Source organism: Paraburkholderia sp. 2C (assembly GCF_054589215.1).
In genome coordinates, this window is the sequence record NZ_BAAILL010000068.1 from 211885 (window position 1) to 227728 (window position 15844).

A 15844-nucleotide genomic window follows, 5' to 3' on the forward strand; every position below is an offset into this window, starting at 1 on the left:
TTCTTCTACAGGGCATCCGCGCCGGTCTCCCCGGTGCGGATCCGAATTACTTGTTCGATCGGCGTGACAAAAATCTTGCCGTCGCCGATCTTGCCGGTACGCGCCGCGCGTTCGAGCGCTTCGATGGCCTGGTCGACAATGTCGTCCGATACAGCCGCCTCGATCTTCACCTTGGGCAGAAAGTCGACTACATACTCCGCGCCCCGATACAGCTCCGTATGTCCCTTCTGACGTCCGAAGCCTTTGACTTCCGTCACCGTGATCCCGGAGACGCCGATCGCCGACAGGGCTTCGCGCGCCTCATCGAGCTTGAACGGCTTGATGATTGCGGTAATCAGTTTCATGAAATCCCTCGCTGTAGTGACTCAACCCGTTGCGTGCTGCTTTCTAGTGCCTTTCGCCTGTCGGCGGCCACTCCATTGAAGCCGCGGGCTCGCGCGCCAATCGGCGTCCCGACTGATGCGCGGGCCAACAACAGCAGCTTCCATGCCATGTTGCAATGCAGAAAGGGTAAAGTTCATGCCGCACAAGGCTCTCGCGGCAATCAGCGCGCAAACTCGTCCGAATGGCCAGCATTGGCGGCGCACGGTGGCGCGGCGCGTTGATCGTTGTTAGAGTGTCCGCACGCATGCAGCCCGGCCGTGCGCACCGAATGTGCACCAGGCCCGCACATGCGGCGTGCACCGCCGGCGCAGGATGCACCATCAATGAACATCGGCGCTGGCGAGGCACTGAGGTAACGACGTCTGCACATAATTTGTGCACAAGGGGAATGCAATGAGACAACCGAACGACATCTTCAACGACCTGCAGGCGCGCATGAGCGACCTGCTCAAAAACTCACCGGCCAAAGATGTCGAACGCAACGTGAGGGCGATGCTGGCCCAAGGGTTTTCGAAGCTCGATCTCGTCACGCGCGAGGAGTTTGATACGCAAACCCAAGTACTTGTGCGCACGCGCGCGCGGCTCGAAGAACTCGAGCGGCGCGTGGCCGAGCTCGAGCAGAAGCTGCCGGTCACCCAATCGTCCTGACCGGAACCCCTCCGAAGCTGCACTTCACCGGCAAGCGAGCCGTGACGTCATCAGCGTATTAATGGGAATGCGCGGCAACGCCCGCGTGTTTCGACGGGAGTAAACATGTCGCTTGCCGTGGTCAAGAGCCGCGCGCCGGCTGCTGGCCGCGCGCCTGAAGTCACCGTCGAGGTCCATCTCGCGAACGGTTTGCCTTCTTTCTCGATAGTGGGTCTGCCCGATCTCGAAGTGCGCGAAAGCCGCGAACGGGTGCGGGCCGCACTGCAGAACTGCGGACTCGACTTTCCGGTCCGTCGCATCACCGTCAATCTTGCTCCCGCCGATCTGCCGAAGGAATCCGGCCGCTTCGATCTGCCGATTGCGCTCGGCATTCTTGCGGCGAGCGGGCAGATTCCCGCCGAGTCGCTTGCGCATCGCGAGTTCGCTGGTGAACTGTCGCTGACCGGCGCGCTGCGGCCGATGCGCGGCGCGTTCGCGATGGCCTGCGGGACCGCGCGCAGCGCGGCCGCGTCGCTGACAGTCGCGGAAGAAAACACCGTCTTTCCGCACCGCAATCCTCAGCTGTATCTGCCTGCCGCGAGCGCAGCCGAGGCGGCGCTGGTCCCGGGCGTCGACGTATTCGGCGCGACGGATCTGCCGTCGCTTTGCGCGCATCTGTCGGGGGACGCCGACGCCCGGCTGTCGCCGGTCGCGGCGCCGCCGGTCTGCGCGCAGCAACCGCCCGCTGTCCCGGACATGGCCGATGTGATTGGCCAGCGCGGCGCGCGCCGTGCGCTCGAAGTCGCCGCAGCGGGTGGTCATCATGTCCTGATGGTCGGACCGCCCGGCGCCGGCAAGTCGATGCTCGCGGCCCGCCTGCCGAGCCTGCTGCCGCCGATGACCGACGACGAAGCGCTGACCTCGGCGGCCCTGCTGTCGGCGAGTCTTTGCGGCTTCTCGCCGGCGCAATGGCGGCAACGGCCGTTCCGCGCGCCGCATCATTCATCGAGCGCGGCGGCGCTCGTCGGCGGACGCAATCCGCCGCGGCCCGGAGAAATTACGCTAGCGCACCTCGGCGTGCTTTTTCTCGATGAGCTGCCCGAGTTCGATCGTCATGTGCTCGAAACGCTGCGTGAGCCGCTCGAGGCCGGTCGCATCACGATCTCGCGCGCTGCCTGGCAGGCCGACTTTCCGGCTGCGTGCCAGCTGATCGCCGCGATGAACCCCTGTCCATGCGGCTGGCGCGGCGATCCGAACGGCCGCTGCCGATGCACGCCGGAAATGGCGGCGCGCTATATGCGCAAGCTGTCCGGCCCGCTTCTCGACCGCATCGACATCCAGATCGACATTCCGGCGCTGTCACCGGCCGAGCTTTCGGCGCGCGCCGCCGATCACGGCGAGCCAAGCGCCACGATCGCCGCTCGCGTGCAGCAGGCGCGCGCACGGCAGCTCGAGCGCCAGGGCAAGACCAACCGTGAACTGGACGGACGCGAGGTCGACGAAGTATGCCGCCCCGACAATGCCGGCGAAAGCCTGTTGCGCGAAGCCGGCGAGCGCTTCGGCTGGTCCGCGCGGGCCTATTACCGGGTGCTCAAAGTCGCGCGGACGATCGCCGACCTGGCCGGTGTCGATACGCCGAACGCGTCCCAGATAGCGGAAGCCGTGCAATACCGGCGTGTATTCGCAGCGGCTTGATCTCAGCAAAAAAGGCGTGTCAAGACTTGACTTATGCACACAAACTGCCCCTTGACACGTTTGGATACAACTGAAAGGGACTTGTGAGGCCGGCGTTAAAGTCCTTTGATTTTATTGAGATTTATCGCCTGCCAACAATCAGGGCAAAATAACCGGAGGTCCACTGGACGGGCTTGTGCGGCCTGCCGCGCATAGTTCTCAACAAAGTTATCCACAAGTCCTGTGGGTAACCGAAAAACTTCAGAAAAATCCGCCCATTAGCGCTATTAGCTACGAAGGAACTTTCACTTCGGGTGATGCGCCACGGCTATCCCGCAGCGGATCTTTTACCGCTCTTAATACAGTTTGAACGACTGGAAGAACTGATCTAATTGCTCTGGGGGCAGCTCTTTTTTGGCGACTACCGCAGCCTGATAGACGTGCCGCCCCTTGGCAACGAGGCGAGCGTGCATGATACGCGTCTCCTTTTTCGGGCCGGCGGTGCCGCTGAAGGTCACTTCGAGCCCCGGCACGTCGCCGCCCGCCGCGAGCGGGATCGGCATTGCGCGTGCGTTGGGCGCGACACCCAGATTGCGTGCGAGGCCCGCGCGCAGGAAATCGAGCGTCGCGCGCTGCGTATTCGGGTCGTCGTTCGGCAGCATCACGGTGCCGACCGCGAATACGGCATCGCCGGCTTCCGCGGTCTGCATGTCCATTTTCATCGGCGTGCCGTCAATGTCGATCTGACGTTCGTCGAGACTCGGTTTGGCGGGCAGATCGACGGTGTACCCGTTGTCGTTGTTCATGATCGTGCGCCAGTCGTAGGTCGGCGAGCATGCCGCGAGCGCCGCGGCGCAGACGGTCACGTACAACGCCCTGCACCACGGCGAATGCGCAAGCCGGTTCCGCGCCACGCGGCGATGCGCGACCGGTAGTGCAGACTGCATATCGGCAGTACGGCGAAGAAAACGGGTAAGCGAAAGCGATTGGAAATTGACGCGAAACATGAATGACAGGACAGGCGAAATTGCGCTGAAAACACCATTATCCGCCTGTGCGGACGGTGCTGCCGCCTATACTGAATAAGGCTACAATGACACCCGGCGGCGCACTGGCCGCCCCTTTTGCGCACCCGCTGCGCCCCAGAGATTCCCACCCATGAGCCAAGATACTGTTTCCCGGCGCACCAGCCCGATTCGCTACATTGCGATGGTGGTCGTCGCCGGTGCGATCGCGGTTGCCGGTTATTTCGCATTCGGCAGCCAGCAGCATGTTCCTGACGCAACCTTCACGCTGCTCTCCGGCCAGAAAGTGACGACCGCCGATCTGAAGGGCAAGGTCTATCTCGTGAACTTCTGGGCGACGAACTGCGATACCTGCATGAAGGAAATGCCGCAGATGGTCGACACCTACAACCGCTTCAAGGGCAAGGGGCTCGAGTTCGTCGCAGTCGCAATGAAGTACGACGCGCCGATGTACGTCGCCAACTACACGGAAACGCGCCGTCTGCCGTTCAAGGTCGCGATGGATGACGGCTCCGCGGCCGAACAGTTCGGCAATGTCCAGCTCACGCCGACCACGTTCGTCATCGGACGCGATGGCAAGATTCTGAAGCGCTACGTCGGCGAGCCGAGTTTCCAGGAACTCGATGCGCTGCTCGACAAGGAACTCGGTTCGGCATAAGCAAGTCGCTGTTGGCACATGAAGCCCGCGCAATCGCGCGGGCTTTTTTTTGTGCGTCGCCATTACACGCGCAGCGATCACGTTGCGCTTCCACATCCGTTCCGTTCGCTTCCCTAAGCATCTACGCACGGATCGATGCGTAACGCCTGATGTGCAATTCCTATATGTCACGTCACCCGCATGCCGATGATTAAATCGTCCGGCACGCGTGAGTGTGCGTCGTTCGAACGCACTGTCCACACAACGGCAAATCGTGGTGCGTGCATCGATCGATCGGTGCATGTCGCGGGAACGGACCATCAGGAAGACAGGAACCTCATGAGAATCAGTGACTATCGCAATACCTATGCGCGCGAAGGCGCGCCGGATCAAATACCGCCATCGCTCGCACCTGCCGAACAACCGCAGATGCCGACGTATGCGCCCACTCAACGCGCGGTCCTCGACACTCAACCGTCCCAGCCTGCGCAGAACAGGGACGTGTCATACGGCACTGGCGACACACCAAGCACCCGAAACGGTGAAAACGGCAACGGCGACGGCACGCCGAAGTTCAATGCCACGCAACCATTACGGCCTCAGGAACCCGTCGCCGAAAGACCGCCTGGAGGTTCGTTCGACGACGCCAACGGCAGCCATGTTCGCAACCGATGGGACGACGCCGGCACACACATCCGCGACATATGGAACGACCGGAACGGCATGCGCGCTCATGAAATCTGGGACATGGAAGGCTCGCACGTACGCGACGCATGGAACGAGCAAACCGGCCAGCATGTACGCGACGCGTGGGCGGCGGACGGCTCGCACGTGCGCGACGCATGGGACGAGCAGGGCAACCATCTGCAGGAGACATGGACCGCGCAGGGTCAGTATCTGCGCAATGCATGGAGTGAGCTGACCGCACGCGTGCAGGACATGCTCAAACGTAAAAACGACGTGCAAGCGGCCCCTGCAGACCGTCCGCGCGGACCCGGCGGGATTGCGCCTGCGGCGCTGGTCGACGATTCGTCGCAGCCGGTTCCGGACACGGGCGAGATCGGCGCTCAGCCGCGAGGCGCGGCCAATCCTCTCGCTCGCCCGACCGTGAAAGATCAGGGAGATCGCCCCGTCGGCGATGGACGGTATGGCCACGGCGTGGCCGGCCCCGGAGAGGGAAACGGTGACTACGGTCGAACAGACGGAGAGCGCGGTGGTCCCGGTGGCGGTGGCGGTGGCGGTGGCGGTGGCGGTGGCGGTGGCGGTGGCGGTGGCGGCGGAGGCGGATCGGTAGGCCCGACCGGGGGCGAACCGGCGGGCCCGACCGGCGGCGAATCGACGGACCCGACCGGCGACGCGGGCGATACCGGCCAGACGCCCACGACCGGGCCGCGTGGCCAGGCCGCGACGCCCAATATCGACCCCGGTGCAGACGCCTCACGGTTCTCGCAGGCGGCGTTGAATCGATTGAACAGCGCCCCCGAGCATCTGATGCAAATTCTCGATCTTGCGCTTGAGAGGCTCAACAAGTATGGCGCCAATGACCCCGAGCTTCAGCAGTGGTTCGGAGCAAATGCGGACGTCGATGAAATAAGGCGGACCGTGGAGAAGATGCGGAAGACGCTTGCATCAGGAGACTACAAGTTCGCGCTCGCCCCGCGAACCGAAGATGGGTGGGAGATGGCACACGTCTCACCCGACGACCGATCGCACACGATCCACGTGAGACCGCACATGCTCGACCCCGTGTTTGGCAAAAATACGCCAGAGGTCACGCTTGCGCACGAACTCAGCCATTTCAACGATATTGGCAGCACACGCGATCTCAAGTATGGCGACGGGAATGCGATGACCCTTGCCCGAACCAATAGCCGGGACGCTGTCCACAATGCCGAAAACTGGGGCATGTTCGTCCGGCAAGTGGGGTACCTGACGTGATCGGTCCGACATCCGGAGCTTGCCGCGGTCCGGCGCCGCTTGAGGTCACCGGCGTTTGACATCGCATGGACAGGACCGCGACACGCACGAGGAGCGCACTAACGCTCGCCCTCTCCTCGCGCGACAAGGCCATATCGTTTGATCTTTTCGTAAAGCGTCGCCTTGCCGAGCTGCAACCGGTCGGCCGCCAACGCGACCGCGCCGCCCGCCTGCTCGAGCGCCTCCGCAATCAGGGCGCGCTCGAACTGTTCGACGCGCTCTTTTAAAGGCTGCGTCTCGCCGCCCTCGGCAGACGTCGCGACCGTATCGTCGACGATGCCGAGCACGAAGCGATCGGCCGCATTGCGCAGTTCGCGCACATTGCCGGGCCACTCGCCCTGCATCAGGCTCGTGCGTTGCCGGTCGGTCAGTATCGGCGCGGGACGCTGGTAGCGCACCGCCGCGTCGAGCAGGAAATGTTCGAAGAGCGGCACGATGTCTTCACGGCGCTCGGACAGAGGCGGCAGCGCAATCGTCACGACGTTGAGCCGATACAGCAAATCACGCCGGAACGTGCCGGCCGCGACGTGCTCCGTCATATCGCCTTTCGCCGCGGCAACGATGCGGCAGTCAACCTGGATCGGCTGGTTCGACCCGAGCCGCTCGAGCACGCCATCCTGCAGCACGCGCAGCAACTTCACCTGCAGCGCGAGCGGCATGCTTTCGATTTCGTCCAGAAACAGCGTGCCGCCCGACGCATGTTCGAGCTTGCCGATGCGACGCTTCGCCGCCCCTGTGAACGCGCCGGGCTCGTAGCCGAACATCTCGGACTCGAACATCTGCTCGGGCAGCGCGCCGCAATTGACCGCGATAAACGGCTTGTCGCGCCGCGGCGACAATTCGTGCAGGCTGCGCGCAATGAGCTCCTTGCCCGCGCCGGTATCGCCGTTGATCAGCACCGCCGCATCGGTCGGCGCGACGTTCGCGATCAGCCGGCGCACCTGTTCGATCGCGGGGCTACGTCCGATAATGCGCGGCGCGACCTCGCTTTGCTCCGCCAGCTCGCGGCGCAGCGCAAGGTTCTCGAGCACCAGCGTACGGCGCTCGAGCGCGCGCCGCACCGTCTCGACCAGACGCTCGGACGCGAACGGCTTCTCGATGAAGTCGTAGGCGCCATCGCGCATCGCCTGCACGGCCATCGAAATATCGCCGTGGCCGGTGACGAGAATCACCGGCACGTCGGGTGCACGCTCGCGGCATTGCGCGAGCAGGTCGAGTCCGCTCGCGCCGGGCAGCCGGATATCGCTCACCACGACACCCGCGAAATCGGCGCCGATCAGCTTCAGCGCCGCTTCCGCCGCCGCGTGTCCCATCACTTCAAAGCCGGCAAGCTGCAAGCTCTGCACGCTCGCGCGCCGCACGAGCTCGTCGTCTTCGACATACAGTACCTGGATACTTTTCGTCACCATGATCGTCGCCCGATGATTGTCAGGTTCCCGCGGCGAGCGGATCGCTCACCGGCGCGCGGGCGCCGCGCAGCGTCAGCGTAAACGCCGCGCCGCCGTCCGGCGCGTTGCGCGCGGCGAGCGAGCCGCCGCAATCGCGCGCGATCGACGACGAGATCGCAAGGCCGAGCCCCAGCCCCTGCCCCATCTCTTTCGTCGTGAAGAACGGTTCAAACAGGCGCGGCAGGACATCGGCCGGAATGCCCGGACCGTTGTCGCGAACCGTGATCGTCAATGTCGCCGCGTCGGACACTTCCATCTCGATTGCGATACGCGGTTCAGGCAGGCCCGCGACCGCATCGAGCGCATTGCCGAGCAGATTGATCAGGACCTGCTCGAGCCGCAGATCGTCGCAATTCACCATCAGCTGCGGGTGCCCGGCATCGATGTCGAAGCGCTCGCGGACCGGGTCCGCCACGGTCGCGTCGAGCAGCGACACATCGACCGTCACGCCTTGCAAACGCTTCTGCAACAGCCCGAGCACATTGCGCAGTGCGCGCGCGACCGGCGAACGCGCATTACGGGGCCGCGCACGGCCGACGAACAGCTTCAGCTGGTTCGTGATCTTGCCCATGCGCTCCGTGAGCGCGGCGATCGCCTCGAGATTTTCATGCGCGGCCGCCTGGTCGCCTCGTTCGAGCAACACGCGCGTGTTGTCCGAAAAGCTGCGCAACGCGGCAAGCGGCTGGTTCAGCTCATGCGTGATGCCCGCCGCCATCTGGCCGAGCGCCGCGAGCTTGCTTGCCTGGATCAGTTCGTCGTGTGCGGCGCGCAGTTCCTGTTCGGCACGCGCGCGTTCGCGCACCTCGTTTTTCAGCTGTTCATTCGCCTGCGAGAGGTCCGCGGTGCGCTCCGCCACACGCTCGTTGAGTTCGGCATACGCCTTTTGCAGCAGCGTGCGGCTCCTCATCACTTCGCGCACGCGCGCGCGACGCATGCGCCAGTAGAACAGCAACAGACACAGCGACACATAGCCGAAGCCGGTCACGACTGTTGCATAGCGCGCGTCCGCGTTGACCGGATCGACCGGCGCCAGCGTGATCAGATGCCAGTCCGGTTCGCCGAGCGTGCGGCTCGACGCGAGGTAGCGCGGCGCATAGCGGCCGCCGCCGATCCGCACGATCCGTGCGCCGCCGGCGAGCGTGCGCTCGATTGTCATCGGCAGCGGCGTGATCGATTGCTGCGCGTACTGGCGCGTCTGCCGGATCGCGTCCATCACTTCGTTCGAAAGCGGCCGCACCGTGTGGTACTTCCAAGCGGCCACCGAGGACAGAAAGATCACGCCGTGATCGTCGGTCACGATCAGCGGTTCCGACGCATCCGCGCCCTGAAACCACTCGAGATTGAGTTTGACGACCGCGACGCCGACTATCTTGCCGTCGCGCATCACCGGTTGCGAGATGAAGTAGCCCGGATCGTGCGACGTCGTGCCGATGGCAAAAAAGCGCCCGACGTGACCGTGTACCGCCTCGATGAAATACGGCCGGAACTGATATTCGACGCCGACGAAACTGTCCGCGTCGAGCCAGTTGCTGGCCGCGACGCAAATGCCATCGGCTTTGATGATGTAGGTGACGTTCGCGCGGGCCTGGCGGTTCAGGTCTTCGAGATAATGGTTGGCGCGTGCAACGTTGGCCTCGGTCGGCTCAACGACGACGTCCTGAACAAGCGGATGTTCCGCAAGCAGATACGGCAGCGACTCGTAGCGTTCGAGCGTGCTTCTGAGCGCGCTTGTCGTGCGGTCGGCGCGAACGGCCGCATTCAGACGCAGCGCTTCGATGCCGCGCTGCCAGCTCACCGACCACGTGAGCCCGCATGCCGCCGCGAGCCCGGCGACGAGCGCGAAGAAAACGAGCAGACGGCGCGTCACGGTAACCCGCTCAGGACGATGGGAGTCGCCTATTGTGGCACATTGTGCAGCGCCGTCTGCGTCTAGCGAGGCATGAATCGCCTTCCGCGCGGCGGCGCTTATATCTCCGTTTGCGTCTCGCGCCGCGCCGTTCTTGTTGTTGGACAGCCGCGCGCGATACGTCTGTTGCGTCGCTTGCGCGGCTGCGGGCGGCGCCGCTTTGCCTCGCGGCGCCGTGGTCCCCATGGCTAAAACCCCGTCGCTTAAACTTCGGCCGCTTCGCTGACCGACACGTCGCGCTGCATCACGGCGCGCAGCTTCGAGCGGTCGAGTTCGCGCTCCCATGCCGACACGACGACCGTCGCCACACCGTTGCCGACGATATTCGTCAGCGCGCGGCACTCGCTCATGAAGCGGTCGATGCCGAGGATCAGCACCATGCCCGACAGCGGAATCGTCGGCACGACAGCGAGTGTCGCGGCGAGCGTGATAAAGCCCGCACCCGTCACGCCGCTCGCGCCCTTCGACGTCAGCATCGTCACGGCGAGCAGCGTCAGCTGCTGCGTGAGCGTCAGATCGGTGTTCGTTGCCTGCGCGATGAAGAGCACCGCCATCGTCATGTAGATGTTGGTGCCGTCGAGGTTGAACGAATAGCCGGTCGGCACGACGAGGCCCACGACGGAACGCGAGCAGCCGAGCTTCTCGAGCTTCAGCATCAGCTGCGGCAGCGCCGCCTCCGACGAGCTCGTGCCGAGCACGATCAACATTTCCTCCTTGATGTACGCGACGAAGCGGAAGATGTTGAAGCCGACCACGCGCGCGATGATGCCAAGCACGACGATCACGAACACGGCCGACGTCAGATAGAACGTGCCGATCAGCTTCAGGAGCGGCAGCAGCGAGCCGATGCCGTACTTGCCGATGGTGAATGCCATCGCGCCGAACGCACCGATCGGCGCGAGCTTCGTGATGATTTTCACGACGCCGAACAGCACGCCCGAAATGCCTTCGATGAAATCGGTGACCACCTTGCCGCGTTCGCCAATCGTCGCGAGCACGCTGCCGAACAGCAGCGCGACGAGCAGGATCTGCAGGATTTCACCTTGCGCGAACGCGGACGAGATCGTGTCCGGGATGATGTGCATCAGGAACTCGACGGTCGACTGGCCGTGCGCCTTCGCCGCATACGATGCAACCGCCTTGCCGTCGAGCGTGGCCGGATCGATGTTGAAGCCGACGCCGGGCTTGAGCACGTGCGTCGCGATCAGGCCGAGCACGAGTGCAAAGGTCGAGACGATCTCGAAGTACAGCAGCGCCTTGCCGCCGACGCGCCCTACCTTCTTCATGTCCTGCATGCCGGCGATACCGGTCACGACCGTACAGAAGATGATCGGGCCGATCACCATCTTGATCAGCTTGATGAACGCGTCGCCAAGCGGCTTCATGTCGACGGCGAATGCCGGCGAGAAGTGCCCGAGGACGATGCCGATAATGATTGCGGCAATCACCTGGACGTAGAGGATTTTGTAGAAGGGTTTCTTCACGATGGTTCCTGCGATGGAGTAAGCGACAGGCTCGTCACGCGGCGCATCATGCGAACGGAGTTCGTACGCTTGTGCGCGGGCTACAAGCCGCTACAAGACGACGATTTCAGAAGGTCCAGGACAGGAATTCAGGCATCGTTGTCTCCTTGCTTTATTTTTAAGCAGCACCCCGTAGCGTGCCGCGCCAACCATATTGCAAGGTCGATGCCAATCCGAGCGGCATGGCGACGCGTTGATTTCTAAAGCTATTTTTCGCCTGCACGAGCAACCCCGTCCAGGTTTCCGGAAATCCGGAATCGCGATGTCGGGGATTCCAGAATGTGGGCGTAAGGTGAAACCCTAGGCGCGCACGGCGCGCGGGTTCAGCGCAGTACCGCTTCGGTGATGAGATCGAGGCGGTCGGTGCAGATCATGTCGACACCCCATTGCGCGAGTTCGCGCGCGCGAACGGGATCGTTCACCGTGTACGCGAGTACGCGCAAACCGGCCGCGCGAATGTCGGCGACGAGCGATTCAGTCAGATGCTTGTGGTCCGCGTGCAGCGATACACATTGGAGGTCCTGCACGATGCGCCGCCAGTCGCGCGGCACCGAGTCGAACAGCATGCCGCGCGGTAGCGAGGGCGCGGCCTTGCGTGCCGCAGCCAACGCGTCGTACGAGAACGACGACAGCAGCGGCGTCGGCGTTCGCGAGCGCCACAGCGAAAGCGCCGCCGTGGCCACGAGCTCGCCTGTCAGGGCATCGCGGCCCACGCAGGGTTTGATCTCGATGTTGGCGGCGAGCGCATCGCGTTCGCAGCGGGCTGCGGCATCCGCGAGCGTGGGCAGGCGTGCGGCCGCGAAGCGGTGGTCGAACCATGAGCCCGCGTCAAGCGCGCTCAGTTGCGCCCACGTATGCTGCGCCGCTGCGCCGCGACCGTTCGTGGTTCGATCGAGCGTGTCGTCGTGCAGCAGGAAAGGCTCATTGTCTGCGGACAGCTTCGCATCGAACTCGACCATACGGTAACCGTGCTGCACGCACGCGTCGAACCCCGCGAGTGTATTTTCCGGTGCGAGCTTACCGCCGCACCGGTGCGCCACGAGCCGCGGGTACGGCCAACCGGCCGCGTTCGCTTCACCTTCGACGTCAATTCCGTTTGCCATCATCCGTCTGCTTTCGGTGGGTGCTTCCGTTGATGTGATGACGATCGCTGCATGCGCCGGCTACGCGACCAGCATGCGGACTTCACGCTGCATGCGGGTTGTCATCTGGCGCCCTTCTTTTGCAAGATTGATCTGCATGGCGGTGGATGCGACATCGACCAGGCGCTGCTCGAGGTTGTAATGGCACTTCGCCTGCAGCCACGCGAGGATATCGGCCAGATGCCATACGGTTGTCGTGCCCTCGTGTACCGGCGTGGGGAAGCTCGTCGCATGTTTGAGCATGAGCTTGCGCATGTTTTGCCGCGTCACGCCGACCGCCTGCGCGGCATCGGTGAGCCCGACGAAATCGGGCGCAGCCTCGATCAGCCTGGCCGACGGAACGACCGACTTGACGCTTGCAAGCGCACTCACAAGCGCTTCATCGGCCGACTCCGCCTCGCGCGTGAATTCGAGTGCAATGCGGCCAGGATGACCGATGCCGATCAATGCGTCGTCGCACCCGGCAGCCCCGAGCCGTTCGGCAAGATCGTAGAGATCTGTGTCGACCTCCGGCAACTGGTACTTCAGCGTAAAGATGTACTCCATTGCTACTCCCCTTGCGGCGCGAGCCGCATTGCAGCCTTGTGCTTCATGTGCGTCGCACAGTGATCGACAACCCGCCTTAGGGCATTCGCGTGATTGCCGGCACTGCGCGGCGTGCACCCGACACAGCTGATACAAAATTCTCCGCAGCGACACTCGTCGCCCTTATACGGGCAATAAAGCTTTCCCCATGCGTGCGCTCCGCCAACTTCAAGACGCCAGCCTTCCGCTTCGGCATGTTTGAGCGCTTTTTCGACTTCCTTTTTCGGATGAATGGATCGCCTCATATCGACCTCAAGGTTAAAGATATTCAATCGGGTTGTCAATTGACAACAATTTCAAGATAAAGCCTGTTCCGGCGAACATTCGCCGTCCGCGGCCAATTCGGCCAACAAAAAAATCGCTGATGGGGTGCCCTCGCAATCTGCTCGAAGAACAGGCATCGTGCCGGGCAAGACGCGCTACATCAATATGCCGAACGATGTAGTCCGAAGCATTTCTCTACCGGCAAACATTCCGATAACGGGCAACAAAAAAGCCCGCTAAAAGCGGGCTTTGTGAGGCGTATCTGAGTTGCAGCGCAACGGCGTCAGACCACTCCTGCTCCATGCGCCTGCACGTCAGCGTGGTAGCTCGAACGCACCATCGCGCCGACGGCCGCGTGCGTGAAGCCCATCTTGTAGGCTTCTTCTTCGTACATGCTAAAGGTATCGGGATGCACGTAGGCGCGCACCGGCAGGTGGTGTTCCGATGGCTGCAGGTACTGGCCGATCGTCAGCATGTCTACGTCGTGCGCGCGCAAGTCGCGCATCACCTGCAGGATTTCTTCTTCGGTTTCGCCAAGCCCGACCATCAGGCCGGACTTCGTCGCGACGTTTGGATGCAGCGCCTTGAAGTCTTTGAGCAGCTTCAGCGAGTGCGCGTAGTCCGAACCTGGGCGCGCTTCCTTATAGAGACGCGGCACCGTTTCCAGGTTGTGATTCATCACATCGGGCGGAGCCGCGTTCAGGATGCCGAGCGCGCGATCGAGACGACCGCGGAAATCCGGCGTCAGAATCTCGATGCGCGTCTCGGGCGACAACTCGCGCGTCTTCTCGATGCATTCGACGAAGTGCGCCGCACCTCCGTCCCGCAGATCGTCGCGATCGACGCTCGTGATCACCACGTACTTGAGTCTCAACGCGGCGATCGTACGCGCGAGATTGAGCGGCTCATCGGCATCGAGCGGATCAGGCCGGCCGTGGCCGACATCGCAGAACGGGCATCGGCGCGTGCACTTGTCGCCCATGATCATGAACGTGGCCGTGCCCTTGCCAAAGCACTCGCCGATATTCGGGCAACTCGCTTCCTCGCACACCGTGTGCAGGTTGTGCTCGCGCAGAATCTGCTTGATCTCGGAGAAGCGCGAATTGCCGGTCGCCGCCTTCACGCGGATCCAGTGCGGCTTCTTGAGTTTTTCGATCGGAACGATCTTGATCGGAATACGCGCCGTTTTCGCCTGGGCTTTCTGCTTGGCAGTGGCGTCGTAGGCGGCGGAGGCTGCGGGGGCCGCGCCAGCGTTGGGAGTGGATTGGCCTGCGGGGTTCGCGGTAACGTCAGTCATTCGTTCGTTCCAGTGAGGCGGTAGCGGCACGGGCCTGCGATTGGGCAGAGTGGGCGGCGGCGCTCGAAACGCCGTCGATGTTTGCGGTGAGGCGTGCGGCCAGCGTGCGGGCCACATCGGTCCAGCCCGCATTCGCACCGAGTGTTGCCATGTCCACCGTTTCGAGCCCGGCGTAGCCGCACGGATTGATTGCGAGAAACGGCTCCAGGTCCATCTTCACGTTGAGGCTTACGCCGTGATAACTGCAGCCGTTGCGGATCTTGAGGCCCAGCGCGGCGATCTTGGCGCCGGCGTGCTGCCCTGCGGCAAGCCCCGGCGCGACGTAAATACCCGGCGCGCCTGCCTTGCGTTCTCCAGCGAGATTATACGCTGCGAGGGTTTCGATCACGGCTGCTTCAATGCGCGTCACAAGCTCGCGCACCATCAGTTTGCGGCGGCGCAAATCGAGCAGCAGGTAAGCGACGACCTGGCCCGGGCCGTGGTATGTGATCTGCCCGCCTCGATCGACCTTGACGAGCGGAATGCCACTGTCGGCTGCAAGCAGATGCGCGGGATCGCCGGCTTGGCCGAGCGTGAAGACAGGCGGGTGCTCGACCAGCCAGATTTCGTCGACGGTTTCCGCAGTGCGGGCTTCGGTGAAGGCGCGCATGGCGTCGAAGCTCTGCTGATAAGGTTCGACGCCGCGCCAGCGCAGCAGAACAGGTGCGGCGAGGACCGCGCAAGCGGAAGCAGACGCCGTAGCGGCGCCAGCGAGAGTTTCAACGGAAGCCGTTTCAGGAAGCGCCGCTGCGGCAGTGGAAGTGCCGGATGGCGCGACAGGCAGGGTAACCGGCGTGGCACACATGATTGCGCAAGTTTACCGAAATCTTGCGTACCTCGCCGGGCGCGGCCCGATCCGTGAAGCGGAAGGCCGCTCGCAAACGCCTGGAAGCGCGTTCCAGGCCTTGTTCGTCATACGTTACGCGTGATCAGCCCGCTTCATACGGTTCGCCAGCCGCCGCGCATACGCATGCCGAGCCGCTCGACGACACGGGCCAACCAGTTCATCGCGCGCTCGTTGGCCCGCTTCGGCACGAAAAAGACGACGCACGCGTTGGTCTTGCCTTCGGCGCTCAGCCACAGCCGCTCGCCACGGCGCAAGCGCAGCGTTTTGCCGGGCTCGAGCCAGTAATCCTCGACGTCATCGCTGCGCGTGACCCATACCGCGCCGCCATGAACCGTCAGCCGCGTGCTGTTCGTGACCCGCAGCGGCACCGTTTCACCGGTGCCGACGTCGAACCAGATGCTAGAGGAAATTTCTCGCATGGCACTCTCTCAAAAAAGCGTTCCGTGGCTAGAATCGTAGTCACAACAAG

15 protein-coding genes are annotated in these 15844 nt (G+C 63.4%); 4 read left to right on the top strand and 11 right to left on the bottom strand.

The window, feature by feature from the left end:
• Positions 1-5: 5 nt before the first annotated feature.
• The gene (locus tag ACYPXD_RS31885; protein ID WP_006048089.1) at positions 6-344 is read right to left on the bottom strand and encodes a P-II family nitrogen regulator; all 339 of its coding nucleotides are present in this window, start codon (positions 342-344) and stop codon (positions 6-8) included.
• A gap of 433 nt (positions 345-777) precedes the next feature.
• Here ACYPXD_RS31885 and ACYPXD_RS31890 point away from each other — a divergent pair, with 433 nt between their 5' ends.
• Together ACYPXD_RS31890 and ACYPXD_RS31895 are read left to right on the top strand one after the other, a co-directional pair.
• On the top strand, positions 778-1032 hold the full coding sequence (locus ACYPXD_RS31890; RefSeq protein WP_308835091.1) for an accessory factor UbiK family protein: 255 nt from the start codon (positions 778-780) through the stop codon (positions 1030-1032).
• Positions 1033-1137: 105 nt separating this feature from the next.
• Positions 1138-2706 (top strand): YifB family Mg chelatase-like AAA ATPase, encoded by a 1569-nt coding sequence (locus ACYPXD_RS31895; RefSeq protein ID WP_459721562.1) that lies wholly within the window; start codon positions 1138-1140, stop codon positions 2704-2706.
• Positions 2707-3041: 335 nt separating this feature from the next.
• Here the strand turns inward: ACYPXD_RS31895 and ACYPXD_RS31900 are convergent, their stop codons facing one another.
• Positions 3042-3632 carry a hypothetical protein gene (locus ACYPXD_RS31900; RefSeq protein ID WP_459721565.1) on the bottom strand — a complete coding sequence of 197 codons (591 nt, stop codon included), beginning with the start codon at positions 3630-3632 and terminating at the stop codon, positions 3042-3044.
• Positions 3633-3843: 211 nt separating this feature from the next.
• Here ACYPXD_RS31900 and ACYPXD_RS31905 point away from each other — a divergent pair, with 211 nt between their 5' ends.
• Positions 3844-4368 carry a TlpA disulfide reductase family protein gene (locus ACYPXD_RS31905; RefSeq protein WP_459721569.1) on the top strand — a complete coding sequence of 175 codons (525 nt, stop codon included), beginning with the start codon at positions 3844-3846 and terminating at the stop codon, positions 4366-4368.
• 318 nt (positions 4369-4686) lie between these two features.
• Positions 4687-6285 (top strand): M35 family metallo-endopeptidase, encoded by a 1599-nt coding sequence (locus ACYPXD_RS31910; RefSeq protein ID WP_459721573.1) that lies wholly within the window; start codon positions 4687-4689, stop codon positions 6283-6285.
• Between the two features lie 98 nt (positions 6286-6383).
• On the opposite strand, the gene ACYPXD_RS31915 is transcribed toward ACYPXD_RS31910, so the two are convergent.
• The 9 genes from ACYPXD_RS31915 to ACYPXD_RS31955 form a co-directional block, all read right to left on the bottom strand.
• The gene (locus ACYPXD_RS31915; RefSeq protein ID WP_459721576.1) at positions 6384-7733 is read right to left on the bottom strand and encodes a sigma-54-dependent transcriptional regulator; all 1350 of its coding nucleotides are present in this window, start codon (positions 7731-7733) and stop codon (positions 6384-6386) included.
• A 19-nt stretch (positions 7734-7752) separates the two neighbouring features.
• Complete coding sequence (locus ACYPXD_RS31920; protein WP_459721579.1) at positions 7753-9864, bottom strand: sensor histidine kinase; 2112 nt, start codon at positions 9862-9864, stop codon at positions 7753-7755.
• A gap of 17 nt (positions 9865-9881) precedes the next feature.
• Positions 9882-11162 (bottom strand): dicarboxylate/amino acid:cation symporter, encoded by a 1281-nt coding sequence (locus ACYPXD_RS31925; protein WP_459721582.1) that lies wholly within the window; start codon positions 11160-11162, stop codon positions 9882-9884.
• Positions 11163-11524: 362 nt separating this feature from the next.
• A complete protein-coding gene (gene ugpQ / locus ACYPXD_RS31930) occupies positions 11525-12304 on the bottom strand; it encodes a glycerophosphodiester phosphodiesterase (protein WP_459721585.1) in 780 nt (259 codons plus the stop codon).
• Between the two features lie 60 nt (positions 12305-12364).
• Positions 12365-12889, bottom strand: coding sequence for a helix-turn-helix transcriptional regulator (locus ACYPXD_RS31935; protein WP_459721588.1), 525 nt, complete (start codon positions 12887-12889; stop codon positions 12365-12367).
• A gap of 2 nt (positions 12890-12891) precedes the next feature.
• On the bottom strand, positions 12892-13173 hold the full coding sequence (locus ACYPXD_RS31940) for a hypothetical protein (protein WP_459721817.1): 282 nt from the start codon (positions 13171-13173) through the stop codon (positions 12892-12894).
• A gap of 302 nt (positions 13174-13475) precedes the next feature.
• The gene (gene lipA / locus ACYPXD_RS31945) at positions 13476-14489 is read right to left on the bottom strand and encodes a lipoyl synthase (RefSeq protein ID WP_459721591.1); all 1014 of its coding nucleotides are present in this window, start codon (positions 14487-14489) and stop codon (positions 13476-13478) included.
• On the bottom strand, positions 14482-15333 hold the full coding sequence (gene lipB, locus ACYPXD_RS31950) for a lipoyl(octanoyl) transferase LipB (RefSeq protein WP_459721594.1): 852 nt from the start codon (positions 15331-15333) through the stop codon (positions 14482-14484). The genes lipA and lipB overlap by 8 nt, the downstream gene beginning before the upstream one ends.
• Positions 15334-15467: 134 nt before the next feature.
• On the bottom strand, positions 15468-15794 hold the full coding sequence (locus ACYPXD_RS31955) for a DUF2917 domain-containing protein (protein WP_459721597.1): 327 nt from the start codon (positions 15792-15794) through the stop codon (positions 15468-15470).
• Positions 15795-15844: the final 50 nt, after the last annotated feature.